Annotated in this window: 20 protein-coding genes; 7 read left to right on the top strand and 13 right to left on the bottom strand. The window is 63.1% G+C overall.

What is annotated here, in order from left to right:
• Positions 1-12 precede the first annotated feature (12 nt).
• A complete protein-coding gene (locus ACFQND_RS09380) occupies positions 13-951 on the bottom strand; it encodes a LysR family transcriptional regulator (protein WP_371439104.1) in 939 nt (312 codons plus the stop codon).
• 95 nt (positions 952-1,046) lie between these two features.
• On the opposite strand from ACFQND_RS09380, the gene ACFQND_RS09385 reads away from it, so the two are divergent.
• Both ACFQND_RS09385 and ACFQND_RS09390 read left to right on the top strand, forming a co-directional pair.
• Positions 1,047-2,021, top strand: a complete 975-nt coding sequence (locus tag ACFQND_RS09385; RefSeq protein WP_371439105.1) for a Bug family tripartite tricarboxylate transporter substrate binding protein — start codon at positions 1,047-1,049, stop codon at positions 2,019-2,021.
• A gap of 23 nt (positions 2,022-2,044) precedes the next feature.
• Positions 2,045-3,307: a CaiB/BaiF CoA transferase family protein gene (locus ACFQND_RS09390; RefSeq protein WP_377413212.1), complete on the top strand. Its 1,263-nt coding sequence runs from the start codon at positions 2,045-2,047 to the stop codon at positions 3,305-3,307.
• 117 nt (positions 3,308-3,424) lie between these two features.
• Here the strand turns inward: ACFQND_RS09390 and ACFQND_RS09395 are convergent, their stop codons facing one another.
• A complete protein-coding gene (locus ACFQND_RS09395; protein WP_377413215.1) occupies positions 3,425-4,600 on the bottom strand; it encodes a M20 aminoacylase family protein in 1,176 nt (391 codons plus the stop codon).
• A complete protein-coding gene (locus ACFQND_RS09400) occupies positions 4,597-5,571 on the bottom strand; it encodes a tripartite tricarboxylate transporter substrate binding protein (RefSeq protein WP_377413218.1) in 975 nt (324 codons plus the stop codon). Before ACFQND_RS09400 ends, ACFQND_RS09395 begins: the two co-directional genes overlap by 4 nt.
• A 135-nt stretch (positions 5,572-5,706) precedes the next feature.
• On the opposite strand from ACFQND_RS09400, the gene ACFQND_RS09405 reads away from it, so the two are divergent.
• Positions 5,707-6,609, top strand: a complete 903-nt coding sequence (locus ACFQND_RS09405) for a LysR family transcriptional regulator (protein ID WP_371439109.1) — start codon at positions 5,707-5,709, stop codon at positions 6,607-6,609.
• 183 nt (positions 6,610-6,792) lie between these two features.
• Here the strand turns inward: ACFQND_RS09405 and ACFQND_RS09410 are convergent, their stop codons facing one another.
• The 9 genes from ACFQND_RS09410 to ACFQND_RS09450 form a co-directional block, all read right to left on the bottom strand.
• Positions 6,793-7,650: an ABC transporter permease gene (locus ACFQND_RS09410; protein WP_377413221.1), complete on the bottom strand. Its 858-nt coding sequence runs from the start codon at positions 7,648-7,650 to the stop codon at positions 6,793-6,795.
• Positions 7,647-8,531, bottom strand: coding sequence for an ABC transporter permease (locus ACFQND_RS09415; protein WP_377413554.1), 885 nt, complete (start codon positions 8,529-8,531; stop codon positions 7,647-7,649). The genes ACFQND_RS09410 and ACFQND_RS09415 overlap by 4 nt, the downstream gene beginning before the upstream one ends.
• A gap of 4 nt (positions 8,532-8,535) precedes the next feature.
• Positions 8,536-9,633, bottom strand: a complete 1,098-nt coding sequence (locus tag ACFQND_RS09420; protein ID WP_377413224.1) for an ABC transporter ATP-binding protein — start codon at positions 9,631-9,633, stop codon at positions 8,536-8,538.
• Between the two features lie 57 nt (positions 9,634-9,690).
• Complete coding sequence (locus tag ACFQND_RS09425) at positions 9,691-10,881, bottom strand: ABC transporter substrate-binding protein (RefSeq protein ID WP_377413227.1); 1,191 nt, start codon at positions 10,879-10,881, stop codon at positions 9,691-9,693.
• A gap of 75 nt (positions 10,882-10,956) precedes the next feature.
• Entirely contained in the window at positions 10,957-12,240 is a 1,284-nt protein-coding gene (locus ACFQND_RS09430) for a glucarate dehydratase family protein (protein WP_377413230.1), read from the bottom strand.
• A gap of 1 nt (position 12,241) precedes the next feature.
• Positions 12,242-13,255 (bottom strand): Bug family tripartite tricarboxylate transporter substrate binding protein, encoded by a 1,014-nt coding sequence (locus ACFQND_RS09435; RefSeq protein WP_371439115.1) that lies wholly within the window; start codon positions 13,253-13,255, stop codon positions 12,242-12,244.
• A 111-nt stretch (positions 13,256-13,366) separates the two neighbouring features.
• Positions 13,367-14,410 (bottom strand): LacI family DNA-binding transcriptional regulator, encoded by a 1,044-nt coding sequence (locus tag ACFQND_RS09440; protein ID WP_371439116.1) that lies wholly within the window; start codon positions 14,408-14,410, stop codon positions 13,367-13,369.
• A gap of 374 nt (positions 14,411-14,784) precedes the next feature.
• Positions 14,785-15,150 (bottom strand): SPW repeat protein, encoded by a 366-nt coding sequence (locus ACFQND_RS09445; RefSeq protein ID WP_371439117.1) that lies wholly within the window; start codon positions 15,148-15,150, stop codon positions 14,785-14,787.
• A gap of 127 nt (positions 15,151-15,277) precedes the next feature.
• The gene (locus tag ACFQND_RS09450) at positions 15,278-15,802 is read right to left on the bottom strand and encodes a hypothetical protein (RefSeq protein WP_371439118.1); all 525 of its coding nucleotides are present in this window, start codon (positions 15,800-15,802) and stop codon (positions 15,278-15,280) included.
• 339 nt (positions 15,803-16,141) lie between these two features.
• Between ACFQND_RS09450 and ACFQND_RS09455 the strand changes: the two genes are divergently transcribed.
• Positions 16,142-18,727 (top strand): DUF1631 family protein, encoded by a 2,586-nt coding sequence (locus tag ACFQND_RS09455; protein ID WP_371439119.1) that lies wholly within the window; start codon positions 16,142-16,144, stop codon positions 18,725-18,727.
• A gap of 59 nt (positions 18,728-18,786) precedes the next feature.
• Entirely contained in the window at positions 18,787-19,065 is a 279-nt protein-coding gene (locus ACFQND_RS09460) for a hypothetical protein (protein WP_371439120.1), read from the top strand.
• Between the two features lie 14 nt (positions 19,066-19,079).
• Here ACFQND_RS09460 and ACFQND_RS09465 read toward each other — a convergent pair whose 3' ends face one another.
• Positions 19,080-19,415: a hypothetical protein gene (locus tag ACFQND_RS09465; protein ID WP_371439121.1), complete on the bottom strand. Its 336-nt coding sequence runs from the start codon at positions 19,413-19,415 to the stop codon at positions 19,080-19,082.
• Between the two features lie 170 nt (positions 19,416-19,585).
• Here ACFQND_RS09465 and ACFQND_RS09470 point away from each other — a divergent pair, with 170 nt between their 5' ends.
• On the top strand, positions 19,586-20,392 hold the full coding sequence (locus ACFQND_RS09470) for a spermine/spermidine synthase domain-containing protein (RefSeq protein ID WP_371439122.1): 807 nt from the start codon (positions 19,586-19,588) through the stop codon (positions 20,390-20,392).
• Between the two features lie 43 nt (positions 20,393-20,435).
• On the top strand, positions 20,436-21,647 hold the full coding sequence (locus tag ACFQND_RS09475; RefSeq protein WP_371439123.1) for a benzoate/H(+) symporter BenE family transporter: 1,212 nt from the start codon (positions 20,436-20,438) through the stop codon (positions 21,645-21,647).
• Positions 21,648-21,652: the final 5 nt, after the last annotated feature.

The following is a 21,652-nucleotide window of genomic DNA, read 5'->3' on the forward strand; positions in this document are numbered from 1 at the left end:
TTTTTTTTGCGCTCAGGCCAGCCCGAGAGCATCCCGAAGCAGCGCCACCCGCGGATTGGCCACGGCCGCGCGGTAGACCAGCGCCACCGGCCCCGTCGGGATGGCCGGCGACACCCGTACCCGCTTCACCAGGCTCATGTTTTGCGCATGGCGCAGGACGGTGTTGGCGGGCGCGATGCTCAGGCCTATCCCTGCAGCAACCAGCTGGACGTTGGTCACCGGGCTGGTCGACTCGACCACGGGCAGCGGCGGCACGACACCTGCGAGCATGAAACACTCCTCTATCATGCGGCGCGCCATGGACGTTCTGGCGGGCATGATCCAGGGTTCTTCTGCCAGCCGCTGCCAGCTCACCTGGCGGGCCCGGGTGAGCGGGTGGCCCGGCGGCGCGATGATGCTGAACTCGACCTCGAACAGTTTTTCATAACGCAGCTGCACGGCGCCGGCTTCCGGCATGTGCATGGGGTAGGTGGTGAGCAGCGCATCCACCTCGCCCTGCTGCAGCGCCTGCATCAGTACCGGCACCCGCTCCTCAAGCAGTTGCACGCGCACCGGCGGGTCACACCGGGTCAGCCTGGCCAGAACTTCGGGCAGGTAACCCTGCGCCACAAACGGCGGCGCACCTACGCGCACTGTCGCGGCAGCGCTTTCACCGGCCGCAGCCTCACGGCCCAGATGCGCCAGCTCCTCCAGCAACAACACGGCGCCGCGAAGCGCCACCGCGCCTTGCGCAGTCGGCGTCAGGCCGCGCGCAGTGCGCGTGAACAGCGCAAAACCAAAAGCGCCCTCGATCTCGGCGAGCGCCTTGCTCAGGGCGGGCTGGGTCAGGTTCAGCGTCTGCGCCGCAGCACGCAGGCTGCCGCCACGCTGCAGTTCCGTGATGAGCCGCAGGTGGCGAAAGCGCAGGCGCGCCACCAGGCGTTCGGTTTCGCGCAGGGTGTGTTCAGGCATGGAGATAACCAAAGGTTTGCAATGACTGAAAAGATATCACTTTTAGATATTCGATACCAGGCCTATGCTTCGCTAAAACCAATACAGGAGACACCATGGACCGCCGCTCGTTTTGCCTCAGCACCTGTTCCGCCGCCCTGCTCGCCGCGACAGGCGCACATGCCGCCGACCCGTTTCCGAACAGGCCGGTGCGCATCATCGTGTCCTGGGCCGCGGGAGGCGGGCCCGATGTGCAGATGCGTCAGACCGGCCCGAAACTGGGCGAAATGCTGGGCCAGCCCCTCGTGATTGAAAACAAGGTGGGCGCTGGCGGCGTGCTCGCGGCGCAATATGTGGCACAAGCGCCCGCCGACGGCTATACCCTGCTGATGAGCGCAAACACGCACCTGGTCCAGAAGATCATGCAGCCGACGCTCAAATTCGACCCTATAGCTGACTTCATCCCGGTGAGCAGCCTGGCCTCATCAGCCACGGTGATGATGGTGCGCGCGGACGGGCCCTACCGGAAAGTGGAAGACGTCATCGCAGCCGCGAAGGCCAGCCCTGGCAAGTTCAATTACAGTTCGGGCGGCGTGGGCACGTCGGCTCACCTCGCGGGCGCGACGCTGGTATCGCTGGCTGGCCTGAAGGCCACGCATATCCCACTCAAAGGTTCTGTGGAAATCACTGCATCGTTGCTGCGTGGGGACACGGACTTTGCCTTCCCCATCGCAGGCACCGGCGTGCCGCAGGCCAAAGGCGGCAAGCTGCGCGCGCTGGCCGTGACAAGCCGCAACCGCCTGAAGGAGTTGCCCGATGTGCCGACGCTGAACGAGGTTCTGCGCAACGAGCTCACGGTGCAGGAATCCTGGTTCGGCCTCTGGGTGCCCGCTAAAACACCCGCTGATGTAGTGGCACGGCTGTACGACGCCACCAACAAGGCGCTGGCCGATCCCGCGCTCCAGGCAAGCTTCGAGGCAGGCGGCTCCACGGTAGCGCCCAGCGCCAGTCCGCAAGCTTTTGCGGCCTTTGTGCAAAGCGAAAACCGCAAGTGGGCACAGATCATCCAGCTTGCCGGCATCACGGCATAAGCGCCAATCAGAAAAGAAACCCCATGTCAAAACCACTGGAAGGCGTGCGCGTACTCGACCTGTCGCATGTGATCGCCGGGCCGCTGGCCTCTTTCTACCTGGCCCAGATGGGCGCCGAAGTCATCAAGATAGAACCGCCCAACGGCGGCGAAGTGATGCGCGCCAGCAAGTCCGCCAGCGAGGGCGACACGCCCGCCGGCTTTGTGGCGTGCAACGCCGGTAAACGCTCGCTGGCGCTGGACATACGCACGCCCGAAGGCGCGGAACTGGTGCGTTCACTCGCACTATCGGCCGATGTGTTCATAGAGAACTTCCGCCCCGGTGTGGTGGCCAAGTACGGGTTGGACTACGAATCCATCAAGGCCGTGAAGCCCGACATCGTCTACTGCTCCATCTCCGGCTATGGGCAGGAAGGCGAGTGGTCCGGGCGCGGCGCCTACGACCATGTGGTGCAGGCGCTGACCGGCATGATGATGATGTCCGGCGACCAGCCAGAAGCGCCGCCCATCAAGGTCGGCTTTCCGGTGATCGATGTGGCGGTCGGCATGCTGGGTGCGCTGTCCATTGTTTCCTCGTTGCATCGCCGGACGCGCGAGGGCGCCGGCCAGTACATAGACGCCTCCATGGTGCAGGCCTCGTTGATGCTGATGTACCCGAATGCCAGCGCCTACCTCACCAACGGCACCGAGACCCAGCGCGTAGGCAACCGCGGCTACACGGGCAGCCCCGCCGCCGACACCTACCGCTGTGCCGACGGCTGGCTGGCCGTCGCCGCCAACACGCCGGCACAGTTTCGCAAACTCGCGGCCGTACTCGACATGAACGGGCTGTGCGAGGACGCCCGCGCGCTGGACCTTGATGCGTTCAATTCGCCGGGCGGCGGTTTTGTCGTGCCGCGCGACACCGCCTATGTGGTCGGCCGCCTGCGCGCAGCTTTTGAAAGCCGCAGTGCCGCCGAACTGGAAACAAGCCTGAGCGACGCCGGTGTGCCGGCCGCGCGCGTGCGCAAGCTCGGCGAGTTTTTACAGGAAGTCGACGACACCGGCTGCGTCAAGCTGCCGGACTTCCGGTTTTCGCAGAACACGCAGGAGGTGCGCACACGGGGCCTGGGTTTCAGTTTTGCGCAGGAAGGCGAGTCCAGTGCCCGAGGCGCCGAGGCGCTGGGACAAAGCACCCATGCCCTGCTCACGGAAATGGGCCTGGAGACGGAGGCCGTCGCAGCACTCGGGCAGGCCGGCGTGGTGCGGCATACCGCCTTGCCAGCCGGCAACTCAACGGCAAGTTGATTGCTATCAAATCAATAGCTGGTGGCGCGCATTCAGCGCCGACCAAGGGCCTTTTTGGCTTGAAAAACCTGCAAAACGGCACCCTGGGTGTCGTTTTTTCATGCTGCAGCGCCGGCTTCACACCAGGAAACGTTGCGCCAGCAGCGCCCAGTAGGCCGCGCCTATTGGCAGGTTGGCGTCGTTGAAGTCGTAACCCGGGTTGTGCACCATGCAGGCGCCGGCACTGTCGCCATCGCCGTTGCCGATAAACAGGTAGCTGCCGGGCACGCGTTCGAGCATGAAGGCGAAGTCCTCACTGCCGGTCACGGCCGGGCCTTGCAGGGTGACGCGCTCATCGCCGACCAGTTCCAGCGCCACCTCGCGGGCGAAGGCGGTTTCGTCCGGTGTGTTGACCAGCACCGCATAGCCGGGCCGCCAGTCGATTTGCGCCCGCACCTCAAAGCTGGCGGCCTGCGCGGCGATCAAGGCCTTGATGCGCTGCTCCAGCCTGGTGCGCACCTCGCGGTCCAGCGCACGCACGCTGAGCTCCAGCGTCGCGCTTTGCGGGATCACGTTGTTGGCCTTGCCGGCGTGCAGCGCGCCCACGGTGACCACCGCCATCTGCAACGGGTCTATGTTGCGCGACACCACGGTCTGCAGCGCCATGACGATGCTGGCGGCCGCCACGACGGGGTCGGCGGCGCGGTGCGGCATGGCGCCATGGCCGCCAACGCCGGTCAGCGTGACCGTGACGTAGTCCGACGAGGCCATGGCCGCGCCTTCGCGCAGCACCAGCCGGCCCTGCGGGATGCCGGGCATGTTGTGCATGGCGAAGACTGCGTCGCAGGGGTATTTTTCGAACAGGCCGTCGTCCATCATGCGCAGCGCGCCGCCGCCGCCTTCCTCGGCGGGCTGGAAAATCAGGTTCAGGGTGCCGGAAAAGTCCCCGCTCTGCGCCAGGTGCTGCGCGGCGGCCAGCAGCATGGCTGTGTGGCCGTCGTGGCCGCAGGCGTGCATCACGCCGGCGTGGCAACTGGCGTGCGGCAGGCCCGTGGCCTCGTGGATGGGCAGGGCGTCCATGTCGGCGCGCAGGCCGAGCCGGCGCTGGCCGTCGCCGCGCACCAGTTGCCCCACCAGGCCGGTGCCGCCCAGGCCGCGTTCGACCGCGTAGCCCCAGCTTTGCAGCTTTTCGGCCACCAGCGCCGAGGTGCGGTGTTCGTCAAAAGCCAGCTCGGGGTGGCGGTGGATGTCGCGCCGCAGGCTGATGAACGCATCGGCCTTCTGGTTCAGCGCATCAAGCAGCAGCGTGCTCATTCCGGTTGCAGATTGATCGACTTGGCGATGGCGCGGTAGCGCGTCGTCTCGGTCTCGAAGAACTTCGCCGATTCGGCCAGCGACATCGGGGCCGATGGCACCTGCGCCTGCGCCGCCAGCTGTGAGCGTACTGCAGGGTCCTGCAGGGCCTTGCCGATGGCCACGTGCAGGTGCTTTACCACGACTTCCGGCGTTTTCTTCGGCACCATGAAGCCGGTCCATATCTTGTAGGAGAAGTTTTTCAGTTCCTTGCCTTCACTAACCGTCGGCACGTTCTTGAGCAGTTCGGAACGCTGCGCGCCAAGCTGGCCGATTATCTTGAGCCGACCCTGATCGGCCAGCGCGCCCATGCCCGCGCTGTACACCAGTACGGCAAAGTCGACCGATCCGCCGCCTATGTCCTGCAGCAAAGGGGCATTGCCCTTGTAGGGTGCGTGTATTAGCTTGATGCCGGCGACTTGTTGCACGTTCTCGAGGATCAAGTGGTAGAGCGAGCCTATGCCCACGCTGCCATAAGTCAGCGGCTTGTCGCCCGATTTGCGCGCCAGCGCGATCAGCTCGTCCACGCTACTGGCAGGCAGGTCCTTGCGCGCGACAAATACCATCACCGCATCGGCGACCGGATGAACCAGCCGGAAATCTTCGGTCTTGAGTTTGACGGCCGCGTTGGCCAGTGGCGAAAGAATCACCTCGTTCGGCGAGCCCTGAAAAATGTAGTGGCCATCGGCAGGCGCCGCCAGCACCTTCTGCGCGGCGATCGCGCCGCCAACGCCACCCACATTTTCCACGAGGACCTGCTCGCCCAGCTCTCTGCCGAGCGGCACGTTAAAGATTCGCGCGATGGAATCCGACGGACCACCGGCCGGGTAGGGCACCATCAGGTTGACCGGCTTGCCCGACTGGGCGAGGGCGCCGCCGCCAGCCAGCAACAGGCCGGCCAGCAACATGCTGACTTTATGGAATAGGTTCATGGTTTGTCTCCTTGTCTTGTTGGAATCGATGCACGGGGGATACACGCCAGGGCATGCTAGATTGCCCGAATTGATGTGTCCAATGCATTATTTTTCTACTTATCATTCATTTGACTCATTTATGACGCGAAAACCATGAACCTCCAACAACTCGAACACCTGCTGGCTGTGGCCGGGACCGGCTCGTTCAGCCGTGCAGCCGAGCAACAACACCTCACCCAGTCCGCCCTGAGCCGCAGCATCCAGGCCCTGGAAGAGGACCTGGGCGCGTGCCTGATAGACCGCAACGGCAAACGCAATGAACTCACGCCGCTGGGCCAGGCCGTGGCGGTGCGCGCCAGGCGCATGGTGTTCGAGGCGGCCGAACTGCGCCGCAGTGCCGAGTTACTCAAACAGGGCGACCTGGGTGCCATACGCATAGGCCTGGGATCGGGGCCTGGCGCCATGCTGATGACACCGTTTTTGCTGCACATGGCCAGGCACCACCCTGGCGTGCAGGTCAGCGTATCGCCGGGCGCAACCGAGTTGCAACTGATGCAGTTGCGCCAGCGCACGCTGGACGCGCTGGTGATAGACGTTCGCCGCATCGCCCCGGCACCCGACCTGGCCATCGAGTACCTGACCGAGCTGCGTGCAGGTTTTGCCTGCCGCAGCGGCCATCCCCTGCTACAGACCGGCGGACCTGTGTCTTTTGACGAACTGCTGCGCTACCCGCTGGCCTCGATACCCCTGAGCACGGAAGTGGCGCATGCCCTGGTCACCCACTTCGGGCCGCGTGCCGACCCGCAGCAGGCCGTCAGCCTGCGCTGCGATGACATCATCAGCCTGATAGAAACGGTCAAGGCCTCGGACGCGGTCTACCTCGGCATCCTGGCGCCCGCAAAGCCTGGCATCGCCGCGGGACAGCTCGCCGAACTGGCCACCGAGCCACCGCTGAGCACCGGCGCGCGCTTCGCGTTTGTCACGCTGGCCGGACGCACCGAAGCGCCGTCCATGGGCATCTTTCGCCAGTTTGTATCCGAACAACTGCGCGACTGAGGCCTTGTGCCAGGCCTGCACGGGTCCTGCCGGCAAAACCCCATACGCTATCAAATCAATAGCTTAATGCGCTCACTACACGGCGGCCACAGGTCGATTTCATTAAAAAAACAGCACGGGAAGAGTCTGAAACCTCTTCCCGCGCCTAATTTCCACCAACGGAAAACTGTTTGAAAAACCCGCTCAGGCATTCACCGGGTGCTCCTTGACCCGGCTCACCAGTTGCGTCGGGTTGACGAAGCGCAGCGCGATCAGCAGCCACAGCATGGTGATCGCCATGTAGATCATGGCCATGGCATCGACCGACTGCCCGGCCCGCACGCCTGCCGCAAACACGGCGTAGTACAGCGCCACCACCAGCGTCTGCGAATCGGGCCCGGCCACCAGGAAGGTCAGCTCGAACATGGCCACGGTGCGCACCAGCACCAGCAAGCCGGCGGCCAGCACGCCGGGCGCCAACAGCGGCACCAGCGTGTAGATGAACATCTGCCGGGTGTTGGCGCCAAACACGCGCGCAGCGGATTCAATATTGGTGTCTATCTGCTCGACAAAAGGCGTCATGACCAGGATCACAAAGGGCAGCGCCGGAATCATGTTGGCAATGATCACGCCCGGCAGGGTGCCAGCCAGGTGCAACTGGTACATCACGGTGGCCAGCGGAATGCCGTAGGTAATCGGCGGCACCATCAGCGGCAGCAGGAACAGCAGCATGAGCAGCTTCTTGCCGCGAAAGTCCTTGCGCGCCAGCGTGTAGGCCGCGGGCACGCCCAGCAGCAGCGAAAAGAAGACCACCGAGAACACCACCACCACCGTCACCACCAGCACGTGGCCGAGCTGGAACTCCTTCCAGGCCGAGAGGTACCAGCCCGTGGTGTAGGCCTCGGGCAGCCAGGTGCCCAGCCAGCGTGTGGCCACGGAGTTGGTGGCGACCGCCACAATCAGCATGCCGACGTTGACGAGGAAAAAGGCAATCACGCCCCAGATCAGCGCGCGCCAGGCGCGATCACGCAAGGCTCCAGCATTCCATGCGTTTGTGCTCATCCCTTGCCTCCGGCGACCGGGCCGCGATAGAACATGGAGCGCAGGCCCAGCGCCGCCACCACAATGACCAGCTGGGCCAGGCCCATGATCATGGCGATGGCCGAGGCCAGCGAGTAGTCATATTGCTCAAAGGCAGCCTCGTAGGCGGCAATGGCAATCACCCGCGTGGTGCCGGCCGGCGAGCCCAGCAGCACGGCAGACGGGAAGACCGAGAAGGCCTGCACAAAACTCAGGCAGAAGGCCATCACCAGGCCCGGCATCAGCAGCGGCAGATAGATATGACGGAAACGGTTCCAGCCGTCGGCGCCCAGGGTTGCGGCCGCGCGCGGCAGGGCCGGGTCTATGCCGGTGATATAGGACAGGATCAGCAGGTAGGCAAATGGAAAGCCGGTGATGACCAGGGAAATCAGCACGCCCCAGTAGTTGTGCGTCAGACGTATCGAGCCCTCATACAGATGCAGCCAGCGCAGGCTTTGCGCCAGCCAGCCTTGCGGGCCGAAATAGGTCAGCATGCCCTCGGCAATCAGCACCGTGCCCAGCGTGAGCGGCACCACCAGCAAGGTGGACAGCAGCCGCTGGTTGGGGCTTTTGCTGCGCGTGGCATAGGCAATCGCCAGTGCGCAAACCACATTGATCACGGTGGCCGGCAGGGCCAGCTGCATGGTGTTGCCTATGGTCTTCCACAGATCACCAGTCTGGAAGAAGTGGATGTAGTTCTGGAAAACACCGCCCTGCGCCGGCTGGAAGGACAGCAGCAGCCCGTAGGCAAACGGGTAAACAAAAAACATCACCATCAAGGCAGCGGCCGGCGCCACCAGCAGCACGGCCGGGTCGAACGGCGGACGCGGGTTGATGCCCGGCGGACTCGCAATGACGGCCATCATCTCAATCCTCTTTCGCGTAAACCAGCACACGCTCGGGCGGGGCGCTCAGCATGACGCGGTCGCCCGGCGTGACCACGGCCGCTGAACGCACATACAGCAGCTCGTCGAATACCGTCCTGACCTGGAGCAGCCATTCGCGCCCGCCATACTCCGCGGTTTCCACCGTGCCGGCAAAGGCATTCGGGCCTTCGCCGATGACGATTTCATCGGGCCTTATCGCTGCCACTGCCGAGCCAAGCGGCAAGGCCTGCATGGCCGTGCCCGGCAGGCGCAGGCTGCCCGCGCCTTCGACCGTCACACCTGCGCCATCGGATTGCATGACATTGACCGGCAGCACATTGCGGTAACCCATGAAACGCGCGATGTCGAGTTTGGCGGGCCGGGCAAACACATCCTGCGGTGTGCCTATCTGCTGCACCACGCCGAGCTTCATGACCACCACACGATCGGCCATGGCCAGCGCTTCGTCCTGGTCATGTGTCACATACACCGTCGAGCAACCCTGTGCCCGGTGAATGCGGCGTATCTCGGAGCGCATTTCTATGCGCAGCTTGGCGTCCAGGTTGGACAGCGGCTCGTCCATCAGGATCAGCGGCGGCTCTATGACAATCGCGCGCGCAATCGCCACGCGCTGCTGCTGCCCGCCCGACAGCTGCCCGGGCAGCTTGCCGGCGTGGGCCTGCAACTGCACCGTGTCCAACGCTGCCGCCACCCGGCGATCAATCTCCGCCGCCGGCACGCCGCGCATCTTCAGGCCAAAGCCCACATTGCGGCTGACCGACAGGTGCGGAAACAGCGCGTAGTTCTGGAACACCATGCCGAAGCCCCGCTTTTCAGGCGGCAGCGGGTCTATGCGTTGCTGGTCCAGCCAGATGCTGCCGCTGGTGAGCGGCAACAATCCGGCCATGCAATTGAGCGCCGTGGACTTGCCGCAACCCGATGGCCCCAACAGCGCGATGAACTCCCCGCGCTCTATCGTCAGGGAGAGTCTGTCCAGGGCGTTGGCGCCGCCGAACTGGCGACTCACCCCGTCCAGGCGCAACTGCCTGAATTCATTTTTCCGCGCGCCATTCGCGGCGGCGTTCTGCTGACCGGCCATCAAAACCCCTTGTTGTGGCCCACTTGCGCGGGCGTGTTGTTCGCAAGCTGGCGGGTTTTATTTGGCCTTGCCGGAGCCGATTTCCTGGTCCCACTTCTTGAAGGCGGCGACCATGGCCTTGTCTTCCAGAGGCTGGGCGTGCGGCTGTTTGGCAATCCAGTCGGCGTACTCGGGGCGGCCGAACTCCTTGATCACGTCCTGGCTTTTTTGCGGCGCGGCGCTCAGGGGAACGTTCTTGACGGCGGGGCCGGGGTAAAAATAACCGGCGTCATAGGTCAGTGCCTGCTGCTCGGGTTTGAGCATGAAAGCCATCAGGTCCAGCACCACGGCCTGGCGGGCTGGAGACAAGCCCTTGGGCATCACCATGTAGTGCGCATCATTGACCCAGGTAAAACCGTTGAGCTGCGCCACCTTGAACGATTTGGGCACCACGCCCAGGGCTCGCGGATTGATGTCCCAGCCAGTCACGGTCACGGTCATGTCGCGCGAGCCCTCGCCCAGCTCCTTCATGACGGCGCCCGTTCCCGTGGGGTAGTACTCGATGCAGCTGTTGAGTTCCTTGAGGTAGGCCCAGGTCTTGTCCCAGCCGGCCATGGGATCTTTCGGGTTCTTGTCGCCAAGCAGGTAGGGCAGGCCCATCAGGAAGGTGCGGCCCGGTCCGGAGTTGGCAGGCCTGGCGTAGATGAGCTTGTTGGGATTGGCCTTGCACCAGCTGAGCAGCTCTGCAGGTGTCTTGGGCACTACCTTTACCTTGTCTGGGTTGTATTCAAGCAGCGGGCCGGCCGGCATGTAGGTCACCATGATGCCCTGGCCATTGGAGAGGTCCTGCATCTTGCGTGCGCTGGGCAGGTAGTTGTCCAGCAGGCCCGGAAATTTCGCCGCCTGCGCCGGCAGCAGTGGCTCCCAGAGGTTGAGCGCAATGCCCGCAGCCAGCGCATCGGTCCCGGTCAGCACCAGGTCAATGTCGGTGCGCCCGGCGGCCTGCATTGCCCGTATCTTCCCCGGCAGCTCGGGTGCGGGCGCTTTGGTGAAGGTGATGCGCGACACCAGGGTCGGGTTTTTCGCGGCAAAGGCTTCCAGCGCGTCCTGCGTCAGCGCCAGGTTGCCCGCCACGTCCACCACATTGAGTGTCACAGGCTGGGCCTGAGCCGCGCCTGCGGCCACCACGGAAAGGCCGATGGCCGCCGCGATAAACCCTGCAGCGCGCAGGCTGCAAAACCGAATTTGGGAAAGGCATGTGATCTTCATGATGTTGTCTCCGTTTTGGTGATGAACACTGGCTGCTGACTCTTGTGCTTTTGTCGTCTTTCTTTTTGTGCAATCCTAAAAACGCGGGCTGGTCCCCGAAAAAGCGGCATCGTATTTGCGCATCTGCGCCAGGTCGTTGCGGTTGCGCACGCCGCAATCGAGGTATTGCTGGTGCAGCCTGGCGAGTTGCGCCTGGTCGATTTCCACACCCAGTCCCGGCACGGCTGGGACCTTGACCGCACCTTCATTGAACACAATCCTGCCGCCCTTGACCACCTCCTCTTCCTGCCACGGGTAATGCGTGTCGCAGGCATAGGTGAGGTTGGGGATGGCCGCCGCCGCATGCGTCATGGCCATCAGGCTGATGCCCAAATGTGAATTGGAATGCATGGACATGCCCATGTCAAATACGCTGCACATGCGTGCCAGCGATGCCGTGGCACGCAGGCCGCCCCAGTAGTGGTGATCCGAAAGCAATATCTTCACGGCATGCGTGGAAGCATTGCGCCTGAACTCTTCCATGGTCGTGACGCACATATTGGTGGCCAGCGGCGCGCGGCAGTGTTTGGCGAGTTCGGCCATGCCATCCTGGCCTGGTGTCGGGTCTTCGTAATACTCCAGCAGGCCGTCCAGTTCCCTGGCCGCAGCGATGCTGGTTTGCAGCGTCCAGTTGGCATTGGGGTCCAGCCGCAACGGCAGGCCCGGGAAGGCCTGGCGCAACGCTTTCATGGCGGCAATCTCCTGCGCCGGTTCAAACACACCGCCCTTGAGCTTGATGCTTTTGAAACCGTATTGCGCGACCATCATTTGCGCCTGCCTGACGATCTGCTCCGGTGTCACCGCCTCGCCCCAGGCATCCGGCGCATAAGATTGGCCCGCATGCTCGGCGTATTTGTAGAACAGGTAGGCGCTGTAAGGCACTTCACTGCGCACCGCGCCGCCCAGCAGGTCGCAGATGGGCAGGCCGAGTATCTGGCCCTGCAGGTCCAGCATGGCGACCTCCATGGCGCTGATGACCTTGTCGGCATTTTTGGCGGTGTGCGAGCCGGGCGCCAACTCAAACTGCACACTGCCATCCCCTGCACGGCCCGGCTTGATGGCGGCGCGCACGCGCTCTTCCATCACATTGAGATCGAAGGGTGAAAGGTCTATCAACAACATCCTGGCCTGCTCCAGCACCCGCACCATGGGCTCGTCGCCATAGGTTTCGGAAATGCCGACGCGGCCATCGGAGCTTTCAACTTCAACAATGCTGCGCAGCGCCCAGGGCTCATGAATGCCGCTGGCGTTCAGCAAGGGCCCGTCGCGAAAGGCGATGGGCGTGACGCGCACGTGTTTGATCCGTATGTCTTTTCTCATGTCAGCTGGCCGTGGCTCCGGATTTTTTGACGAGTTCAGCCCAACGGGCGATCTCCACCTTCATGAAGGCCGCAAGCTCTTCGGGCGAGCTGCCGACGATTTCCATGCCCAGCTGGTCGGTGAGTTTGCTCATCACATCCGGCATCCTGAGGATCTTCACGATGTCGGCGTTAAGCCTGTGCACTATGGGCTGCGGTGTGCCCTTGGGTGCATAAACAGCCTGCCAGGACGACATCTGGAAGTTCTTGATGCCGGCTTCCATCATGGTCGGCAGGTTGGGCGCCAGCGTCATGCGTTTGGGCGAAGTCACGGCCAGCAGCTTGAGGCGGCCGGCCTGCACCAGCGAAACCGCAGCCGTCATCTGGTCAAACATGAAAGGCACCTGGCCGGAGGACACGTCCATCATGGCCGGCGGCGTGCCTTTGTAGGCGATATGCGTCAGCGGCACGCCTATCAGTTCGGCAAACATTTCACCCGCCAGGTGCGTGGATGTGCCGGCGCCCGACGAGGCAAAGCTCCGCCTGGACGGGTCGCGCTTGAGCAGCGCCACCAGCTCGGCCACCGAATTCACGCCCAGGGCGGGGTTGACGATAAGCACATTGGGCAATGTGGCCACCAGTGCCACCGGCTCGAAATCCTTTACCGGGTCGTAAGGCAGGTTTTTGTAAAGGCTGGCATTGATGGCGTGCGTGCTGATGGTGCCGCCAAAAAGTGTGTAGCCGTCAGGTTTGGCCTTGGCAACATAAGCTGCACCCACCGCCCCGGCGGCACCCGGCTTGTTGTCGACCACCACCGGCTGGCCGAGTATTTCAGCGAGTTTTTGCGACAGCGTGCGGCCTATCACGTCGGTCGAGCCGCCAGGCGTGAAGGGCACCACATAGGTGATGGGTTTGACCGGCCAGCCTGGCGTAGCGATGTCGGCAGCCTGGGCGGTGCCCGACATGGGCAACAGCGCGCCGAGGCCAAGGCCACCCAGGCCCAGTACCGCCTTGCGGCGCGAGAAATTTGTGCTCACTGAGGTCTCCTGTTTGAGTCATTCATCGCCTGACCAGCTGAAGATATTCCTTGATCTTCAAATGTTAGCGCTAACAAATTAATGTTAGATGGGACGATTTAGCGAGTCAAGTCAGGCGCTGGCTCTTTTGACTATCGAAAACCCTAGGTCGCGCACCCGGGGTCCTGGATCGCGGTTTTCAACCCGGTCCAGGATGAAGCGTGCAGCCTGCCGGCCTATCGCCGTACCGTCAATGCGCACCGTGCTTAGCAGCGGATGGGTAAAGGCCGCAAACGGCAGGTCGCCAAAACCCATGACGGCAACCTCGCCCGGCACGGACAGGCCCGTCGCCTGGGCTTCGGTGATGACACCATGCGCGATCACGTCGGAGCCGCAGAACACCACATCGATGCCGGGGTGGCGGGCCCGCAGATCGGCAAAGCCCATGCGGCCATTGCCCAGCGCGGAAGGCGCGGGCACCAGGCATACCGGAATGTCCCGGACGCCAAGCTCTGCAAACCGCTGCTCAAAACCTGCTTGCCGCCGCATCGCACGTTCATCGCCGGCGATCACGATGCCGGGTTTGCGAAAGCCCTGTCCATGCAGGTAGTCGGCAACGGCAATGCCTACTTTCTCGTGGGAGAACCCCACAATCATGTCAATCGGCGTGGGCGTGATGTCCCAGGTTTCAACCACCGGGATGCCCGAGGCCAGCAGGCGCTTGCGGCCTTCGGCCGAATGCATGATGCCGGTCAGCACAATGCCATCCGGGCGGCGGCCGATGATGGCGTCCAGCAGTGCATCTTCACGCGCGCCGCCATAACCGCTCTGGCCCAGCATCAGTTGGCAGCCCGCATCAGCGAGTGCGTCGGTCAGCGCCTGTATGGTTTCCAGAAACACCGGCCCGGCAATCGTGGGTACCAGCGCAGCCACCAGGCGGCTGCGATTGGAGGCCAACCCGCCCGCCACAAGATTGGGCACATAACCGCTGCGCGCGATGGCGCTGCGCACACGCTCAAGCGTGTCCGGCGACACGGCGGCAGGGGTGTTCAGGGCGCGCGAGACGGTGATGGCCGACACGCCGGCGAGCCTGCCCACATCGTTCAGGGTGATGCCACCCGTGCCGGGCCGGGCTGCACGGGGAAGCTTTCTGGGGGGCGCAGCTGGCTCTTTCATGGCGTCATGTTAACGCTATCTTTTGAGCCCCCCGTTGGCGAAGAATGCTGCGGCATGTACGGCCATCAGCCCGCCGCGCGGCTACCCGCCGGGCCAGATACCGGAAAAATCACTTGCTATCGATTGAGTAGCTGCTTGCGTAACATCCACAATGGCTGCCGGCCGATTCTTCATGAATTTCAAAAAAAATGGCGCCCTGGGGCGCCGTTTTGCATTCGGACCGGATCAGGGCACCAAGAAGAGCCCGGACTGGCGCTTGCTGCAGCCCGGACAGCCCTCCCCAAGCAAAAGCCCCACACCGCGACGCACACGCGATGTCGGGCAAACCGCATACCCCGCCCGGCTGCAGTCCGCTGCGTACAACGACCCGCAAGTCAATGTGCCGTCCAGTGACGCAGCCAGCCGTTGTAATCCTTGTCGGTCATCAGCGTCCACAAGGCGAGCACCAGGATGACCATGCCGCTGACCACGGCGTTCATCGTCGCCTGGTAATGCGTGTTGAATCCGAGTGCCCACGGCGATATGACCAGCCATAGGCCCAGAGCCGCTTCTGTCCACTCTTCCCACGCGCGGGGAACGAAGATCGCGCCCAGCGCGGTGGCGATCAGGGCCAGTCCGATAATGCACGCGTTGGCCATCGCCATCGTTGTGCCCTGGAATCCCAGTGCCCAGGGAGAGAGCAGCATCCATACGCCTAACAGGCCGTTAAGCGGATCTTGCCAGTGCTTGAGTTGCTTCATGATGTCACCTCCTGCCAACAGAAAAAAATCCCGCCGACAGAATTTAGACTGGTCGCACGCCGCTTTGTTCCCCGTTATTCCCGCAAGGCACAGCGGCTTTTTCCAGCAACAGCAGCTGGTCAAGGCCCTAGAGCTCGCTGGCATCCACAAGGTGCCGCTGCCTGATCACCAGCCGCACAGTGGGGCGGTTTGGGGCACCGGTACGGAACAGCATCACATCGGCGCCAGCGCTGACCCATGAGGCCGAATCCGGCAGCGTTTCAGGCGAGGTGGCGAACGAGGCGAGTTCAGGACCCAGCTTCGCGCGCAGGGACTGCAGCAGAGCTGCCTGGGTCTGCGTGGCAGCAGCGTCCGTGCCCGGGCCGGCGCCAGGGATCAGCAGCACAAGGTCCATTTGTTCGAGCCTCTGGTGCGCAAAATACAAGGTCTGCTCAAAATGCGAACCCTCCAGCAACACATCGGGCACCCGCAAAAAACCCAACGCCCCTGACGAGAGCCGCCGGGGCGACCTCACCGGCTGGGCACCCGGCAACGCGGGTTCAAGTTGCTCACGGCTCATGCCCAGCAAGCCGACATTTTCCAGCACGGTCTGCGACCAGGCATTGGCGCACACCGCGACAGCACCCGCCATAAGGGCGAAACGAAGACTCAAGAACAACCGTACAGGAAACAAGCTGGAAAACCTCACGACAAACTACGCTGCACGCTCAACACCCGGGCCCGTTGCCGGCAGCGTTGCGCCAAACAGACCTTTTAAAACAGGCACTGATCTTAGAGCCTGTTTACGATCTATACGGGGTCGCGCATAAAGATCCAGACATGAAGCAAAATAATCATATGTGTGCATTCGAAACCAATTGAAACACTTTGCAAACATCTCAATTCAATTGCGATTGACCCTTACCCTAAGGCGCTATTCGACCCAGGCATTGACGGTTGCACGCCGATGGGCGGAGCCTCACCAAAACTTTTTCCGGGAACTCGGCTCCAGATGGCTTCGCAACCTGACGTTCTTCAATCCTGCCTCCAAGAGGCGGCCAGGGCGGCCAAACCCGCGCTGGAGCATTGCATTGAAACGGCCATCACTGCGTTGCAGGCTGCCGAGACACACAGCATGAAGACGTCCGAGCGGGACGAGCTGGCAAGCGCCTGGCGTGGCCTGCTGGATAACAAGGCGGCCTGGAGCGCACGTTACCAGGCAGACCTTCTGGCTGCATTCGACAAGGGTATTGCGGCGGCCCTGGCCGCCGGGGAAAACGGCAACACGGCTTTTGCCACCAGCACGGCACAAGGCCTGCGCCGCACCGGCAGCCTGGGAATGGATGCGTTTTCGCTGGTCGACGATGCCGATGTCACGCAAGCCATCGAATCATCGCGCCTGTTGCAGCACATCCTCCCATGTGTAGAGCAAACGCTGGCCGAACTGGACACGCTGATCAGTTCGGCGCAAGGCCTGGCCAATGTCAGGCCCGAACTCAATCCCCTGCGACCGGAAGTTTTCACGCAGGTCCTGCAAGGCCTGATGGCAAACGCCGCGGCTGATCCGCCGCTTGTTTCAACCTGGGTCAGGCACCTGGCCGACCCGATGGGCCGGGAACTCAAGCGCATCTACGAAAAACTCATACACCTCCTGGAGCAGGCGAATGTGCAGGCGGCCAACTACCGCGTGCTGCAGACACCTGCCGGCATCGCAGGCAAAACACGGGCCGGAGGCGGCAAGGCAGGGAGCACGCCGGGCGGACTACCAGGCGGCAGCGGTACAGGTTCCGGCAGCGGTGGAGAAGGCGCTTATGCAGGCGGCAAACCGGCCAGGCCACCTTCGCAATATGCCGACCTGTCGAACTATGAGATCAGGGATGAACTGTTCCAGGACTTCCTGTTTCATGGCGGCAGCAATGCACACCACGGCCTCGCACCTTCGTATTACGCCACTGTTGACGAAGAGCTGAGCGCACTGAAGGCGGCGCCCGATTCCACCGCCGCCCCGCTGTCCGGTCCGGCAGCCGAGGATGAAGCGAGTTACCAGGCCGTGCCCGCAGTGGACAGGCCACAACGTTTTGTCGACGTATCAAGCCCTCTCAGTGCCAAGGTCTGGGGTACGTACGGACGCTCGCGCGAGCGGGCCATCGTGCGCACCCAGCTCAGGAAGGAAGCCACCAAGGTAGGCCAGGTGCTGGGCCTGGAAGTGGTGCGCAAGCTGGTCAACCAGGTCGCTCAGGACCCGCGCCTGCTGGTGCCCGTGCGCGAAGCCATTGTGGCGCTGGAGCCTTCACTGCTGCGCCTGGCGATGGTGGACCCGCGCTTTTTCAGCGATGAAGGGCACCCCGGCAGGCGGTTGATGGAGCGCGTCGCCCAGCGCAGCTTTAAATACAACGACGAATTCAGTCCGGAATTCGCCGTTTTTTTCCAGGCGGTGACAGGCAGCTTCAATGAACTCAATGCCCTGTCGATTGAGGATGCAAAACCGTTTGGCACGGCGTTGGCCGCGCTGGAACATGCGTGGGACGCACAGGACCAGCGTGAATTTGAAACCCGGCACAAGGTCCTGCAGGCCCTGCACTTTGCCGAGGAGCGCCAGGAGCGTGCGGACCAGATTGCCTTTGATTTGAGCGCCCGTTCGGACCTGGACAATGTGCCCGGCGTGGTGCTGGACTTCTTGTTTGGCCCCTGGTCGCTGGCCATGGCCCACGCCAAACTGGTGGACCAGCGCAACCAGGTAGACCCCGAAGGGTTTGGTTCGGTCGTGCCAGACCTGCTCTGGAGCGTCAAGCGCGACGTGACCCTGAAGCGCCCCGCCAAACTGATTGAAATGATCCCCGGCCTGCTGGACAAGCTCCACAGCGGCCTGAGCATGCTGGGACAGACCCCCAGGGAAAACGAGAAATTCTTCGAGTCGCTGATGAAGCTGCACCAGCCGGTACTCAAGTTGCGGCGGCTTAAAAGCAAGCGCGATGCAGAAGAGTCCGGCGCCATCCCGCTGGAGCCCGAGGAACTGCCGGCCACGCCGGAACAGCGGCGCGCCAGGGTTGCCGAGCAACCCTGGCTGGGCCGTGACGACCTGGATGCAGCGGGTTTTGAAGACACCCTGCCGACGGCACCGGGTGAACTCCTGGATGAGTTACCGGCAGCCCCGCCAGCAGCCAGGCCCCTGCCCATGGCCGTGGAGGCCGCCGCAGCAGCCCCGGACGCAACAGCGCAAGCCGAAGGGGACAACACAAGCCGGCCTGCGCATACCAGTCCGGAAGCCGAGGCCATTTTGCTGAGCCTGAGAACCGGCAGCTGGGTAGACCTGTATTCAAAGCGCCGCTGGCTGCGCGCCCAGCTGATCTGGGCCAGCAGCAAGGCGACATTGTTCATGTTTTTAAGCCATGGCGGCCAGCCGCACTCCATGACCAAACGCAGCTGCGAAAAACTCATCATGCAGCGCTGGCTGCGTCCGGTCGACACGCAGGCCGTGGTGGCGCAGGCGCTGGATGCCGTGGCCTCCGAAGTCGCAGCGCAGGCACCGCCCCTGCGCCAGGGCAGCAATGCCTTTTTGCCCTCCGCAGCGCCGCAGGACGAGCCCGCGACCGTGTAGACGCAGGCGCGGCATTGTCTTACGTACGGGTGCAGCGGCCGGGTGCAAACTGCCTTCCTATGGACATCAAGACAAACTTTTCCTTTGAGCTTTACTACGCGGCGCAATCCACGACGCCCGCGGCACAGCGCGGCAAGGTCATGCATGCGCTGGGCCCCTCACTGCAGGCCCTGCTGGCAGCCGGAGACAGCCGGGCCACAGTTACCGTGAGTGACAGCCACAAAGGCAGCGACAACAGGATTGTGGAACTGGTGACAACTCTGCCGGAAGCCCGGATCGCTGAAATCCTCAAGGGCTTTTGCGAACAGCAGGGCATGACCGTGAGCGCGATCGAATAAGCACCTGCTTAAGATCAGGCCTGCCAGACGCCATAGCCTGCCTCGCGCAGGCCAATGCCCAGCTCGACTTCCATGTCACGTGCGCCTTCGTAGGGCATGGGGTTGTACATCTCATAGAGTTTGGGCAGCAGCCGCAAGCCAAAATCGCGCACATAACGATTCGCCTGAATGCCCGCCTTGTGTTTGTCAAAACGCTGGTCCACGTCCAGCCCCGTCATGCCGACGTAGACAAAAGGCTTGCCGAGGATGTAGTCAGGGTTGGCGCGGCGAAACCGCGCGATGTCCCACACCTCGGGCGCCAGCTCGATCACATAAACGCTGTAATGGTGTCCACGCTGCCGGCTGGCCATGTGCTTGCAATCACTCCGCAATGGGCGGGTTTTCGTGGCGCCTGACGGCAGCTATCAAAATCATAGCTTGCTGCGCCCGTGAACTATACGAAAAACACCTTAAACTCATAAAACCGCTCCAATCTTAGCGTCAACATGTACGCACCCAGACCAAGGCTGCAGATCCGCGCATGACCCCATGGCCAACACTTCCCGACCTGCCGCCCGGCATGAGCGCCACGCCGGACCGCGCGCACGGACAGGACTTCACCAAACCCTTTGTGCACGACGACGGGCAGGCCAGGTCGCTGCACTTCACAAAGGGCGAGCTGCAAAGCCGGATGAACAGGCACAGCCCCTGGCAGCTGGAGGTGGACTACACCCTCACCATGATGGGCTTCCTGCTGCTGCAGCCGGCCCCGGCCAGCATCGCCATGGTGGGGCTGGGCGGCGGTTCGCTGGCCAAGTTCTGTTACCGCCAGTTGCCTGAATGCCGGATGACCGTGCTTGAAAACAATCCGCACGTGATCGCCCTGCGCCGCGACTTCTGCGTGCCCGATGATGACGCCCGCTTCCAGGTCATGGAAGGCGACGGTGCAGCGTTCATGGCCTCCCCGGCTGCCGGCTTTGACGTCCTGCTGATCGATGGTTTTGACCACGAAGGCCAGCCTGCCGCATTGTGCTCACAACCGTTTTATGACGACTGCTTTGCCGCGCTCAACCCGGGCGGCGTGCTGGCCGTCAACCTGCACTACGATGACAGCAACTACCCTGTCTGGGCTGAACGCATACTGCGCAGCTTTGGCGGCAATGCGGTCGAGGTGCCTGCGCCGGAAAAAAGCAACTGCATAATTTTTGCGTCGCGCGGCGCGCCCATCTCGCCCCGCCGCATCAGGCTGCATGCCAGCCTGGCCCGGCTGGACGGCGAAGCCAGGGCACAGCTAAAACCGGAATTCGCCCGCATTGTGTGGACCATGAAAGACCTGGATGAAACATAAAGACAGCATGCCCCTGCGCCCCGCGCCGTCTGAGGAATCTGGAATGCAGTTTTTCAAAGACCTCAATCTTTCCGCTTTCACGGCGGGTTTTGTTGCCGTGCTTGTCGGCTTTACCAGCTCGGTGGCCATTGTGTTCCAGGCGGCGCTCGCCTTCAACGCCACACCTGCCGAGATTGCCTCATGGATGTGGGCGCTGGGCATAGGCATGGGACTGTGCTCGGTGATCCCTTCCCTGTGGCTGAAAAAGCCGGTGATGGTGGCCTGGTCCACGCCGGGGGCTGCCGTGCTGGCGACGGCCGGGCTGGCAGGCGGGTTCTCCATGGGCGAGGCGGTGGGTGCATTCATGGCCAGCGCGGCGCTGATCACCCTGTTCGGCGTGACCGGCTGGTTCGAAAAAGTCATGAACCGCATCCCAGTGGCAATTGCTTCCGCCTTGCTTGCGGGCGTGTTGGCGCGCTTTGGCATGCAGGCTTTCGCGGCGGCGCAAACAGCCTTGCCGCTGGTGCTGGTGATGCTGGCCACCTACCTCCTCGCCAAACGCCTGCTGCCGCGTTATGCGGTGGTGCTGACCCTGCTGGGCGCTATTGTTTATGTAGCTGTCCGCGGGCAGCTGACCTGGTCCGAGGTCACTTTTTCCTTTGCAGCACCGGTACTGGTGATGCCAAAATTCACGCTGGCAGCAATCGTCAGCCTGGCCATCCCGCTGTTTGTGGTGACCATGGCTTCACAGAATCTGCCGGGCGTGGCGGCAATTCGCGCCGCAGGTTACGGGCCGGATGCGGCAGACGGCGGCATACCGGTCTCAAAAGTCATCACCCTCACCGGCGTGGTCACGCTGCTGCTCGCGCCCTTCGGTGCATTCGCACTCAACCTGAGTGCCATCACCGCGGCCATCTGCATGGGAGAAGAAGCGCATGAAGACGCCGGCAAGCGCTACACCGCAGCGGTGTCCTGCGGTGCCATCTATATCGTGATCGGTATTTTTGGCGCGGCCATCACCGGCGTGCTGACGGCCTTTCCCAGGGAACTCGTGGTGGCCATTGCCGGGCTGGCCCTGCTGGGCACGATAGGCAGCGGCCTGGCCGCCGCGGTAAAGGAGGAGGCGCACCGCGAGGCTGCACTGATCACTTTTCTGGTCACGCTGTCGGGCGTCGTAATAGCCGGTGTCGGCTCGGCCTTTTGGGGGGTGGTCGCAGGCGCGCTGGCGCTGTTTGTACAACAATACGCAAAGCCCGCTGCCAGCCCGGCCCCTTAACGACT

Source organism: Polaromonas aquatica, assembly GCF_042659145.1.
In the GTDB taxonomy this organism is placed as follows: Bacteria; Pseudomonadota; Gammaproteobacteria; order Burkholderiales; family Burkholderiaceae_C; genus Polaromonas; species Polaromonas aquatica.

What these genes read in the sequence shown, in the direction of transcription:
- ACFQND_RS09395 (WP_377413215.1), bottom strand. Translation starts at nt 4,600, where the DNA reads ATGAGCACGCTGCTGCTTGATGCGCTGAACCAGAAGGCCGATGCGTTC.
- ACFQND_RS09410 (WP_377413221.1), bottom strand. Translation starts at nt 7,650, where the DNA reads ATGAGCACAAACGCATGGAATGCTGGAGCCTTGCGTGATCGCGCCTGG.
- ACFQND_RS09430 (WP_377413230.1), bottom strand. Translation starts at nt 12,240, where the DNA reads ATGAGAAAAGACATACGGATCAAACACGTGCGCGTCACGCCCATCGCC.
- ACFQND_RS09475 (WP_371439123.1), top strand. Translation starts at nt 20,436, where the DNA reads ATGCAGTTTTTCAAAGACCTCAATCTTTCCGCTTTCACGGCGGGTTTT.
- ACFQND_RS09470 (WP_371439122.1), top strand. Translation starts at nt 19,586, where the DNA reads ATGACCCCATGGCCAACACTTCCCGACCTGCCGCCCGGCATGAGCGCC.
- ACFQND_RS09405 (WP_371439109.1), top strand. Translation starts at nt 5,707, where the DNA reads ATGAACCTCCAACAACTCGAACACCTGCTGGCTGTGGCCGGGACCGGC.
- ACFQND_RS09460 (WP_371439120.1), top strand. Translation starts at nt 18,787, where the DNA reads ATGGACATCAAGACAAACTTTTCCTTTGAGCTTTACTACGCGGCGCAA.
- ACFQND_RS09445 (WP_371439117.1), bottom strand. Translation starts at nt 15,150, where the DNA reads ATGAAGCAACTCAAGCACTGGCAAGATCCGCTTAACGGCCTGTTAGGC.
- ACFQND_RS09390 (WP_377413212.1), top strand. Translation starts at nt 2,045, where the DNA reads ATGTCAAAACCACTGGAAGGCGTGCGCGTACTCGACCTGTCGCATGTG.
- ACFQND_RS09415 (WP_377413554.1), bottom strand. Translation starts at nt 8,531, where the DNA reads ATGGCCGTCATTGCGAGTCCGCCGGGCATCAACCCGCGTCCGCCGTTC.
- ACFQND_RS09465 (WP_371439121.1), bottom strand. Translation starts at nt 19,415, where the DNA reads ATGGCCAGCCGGCAGCGTGGACACCATTACAGCGTTTATGTGATCGAG.
- ACFQND_RS09380 (WP_371439104.1), bottom strand. Translation starts at nt 951, where the DNA reads ATGCCTGAACACACCCTGCGCGAAACCGAACGCCTGGTGGCGCGCCTG.
- ACFQND_RS09400 (WP_377413218.1), bottom strand. Translation starts at nt 5,571, where the DNA reads ATGAACCTATTCCATAAAGTCAGCATGTTGCTGGCCGGCCTGTTGCTG.
- ACFQND_RS09425 (WP_377413227.1), bottom strand. Translation starts at nt 10,881, where the DNA reads ATGAAGATCACATGCCTTTCCCAAATTCGGTTTTGCAGCCTGCGCGCT.
- ACFQND_RS09455 (WP_371439119.1), top strand. Translation starts at nt 16,142, where the DNA reads ATGGCTTCGCAACCTGACGTTCTTCAATCCTGCCTCCAAGAGGCGGCC.
- ACFQND_RS09385 (WP_371439105.1), top strand. Translation starts at nt 1,047, where the DNA reads ATGGACCGCCGCTCGTTTTGCCTCAGCACCTGTTCCGCCGCCCTGCTC.
- ACFQND_RS09440 (WP_371439116.1), bottom strand. Translation starts at nt 14,410, where the DNA reads ATGAAAGAGCCAGCTGCGCCCCCCAGAAAGCTTCCCCGTGCAGCCCGG.
- ACFQND_RS09420 (WP_377413224.1), bottom strand. Translation starts at nt 9,633, where the DNA reads ATGGCCGGTCAGCAGAACGCCGCCGCGAATGGCGCGCGGAAAAATGAA.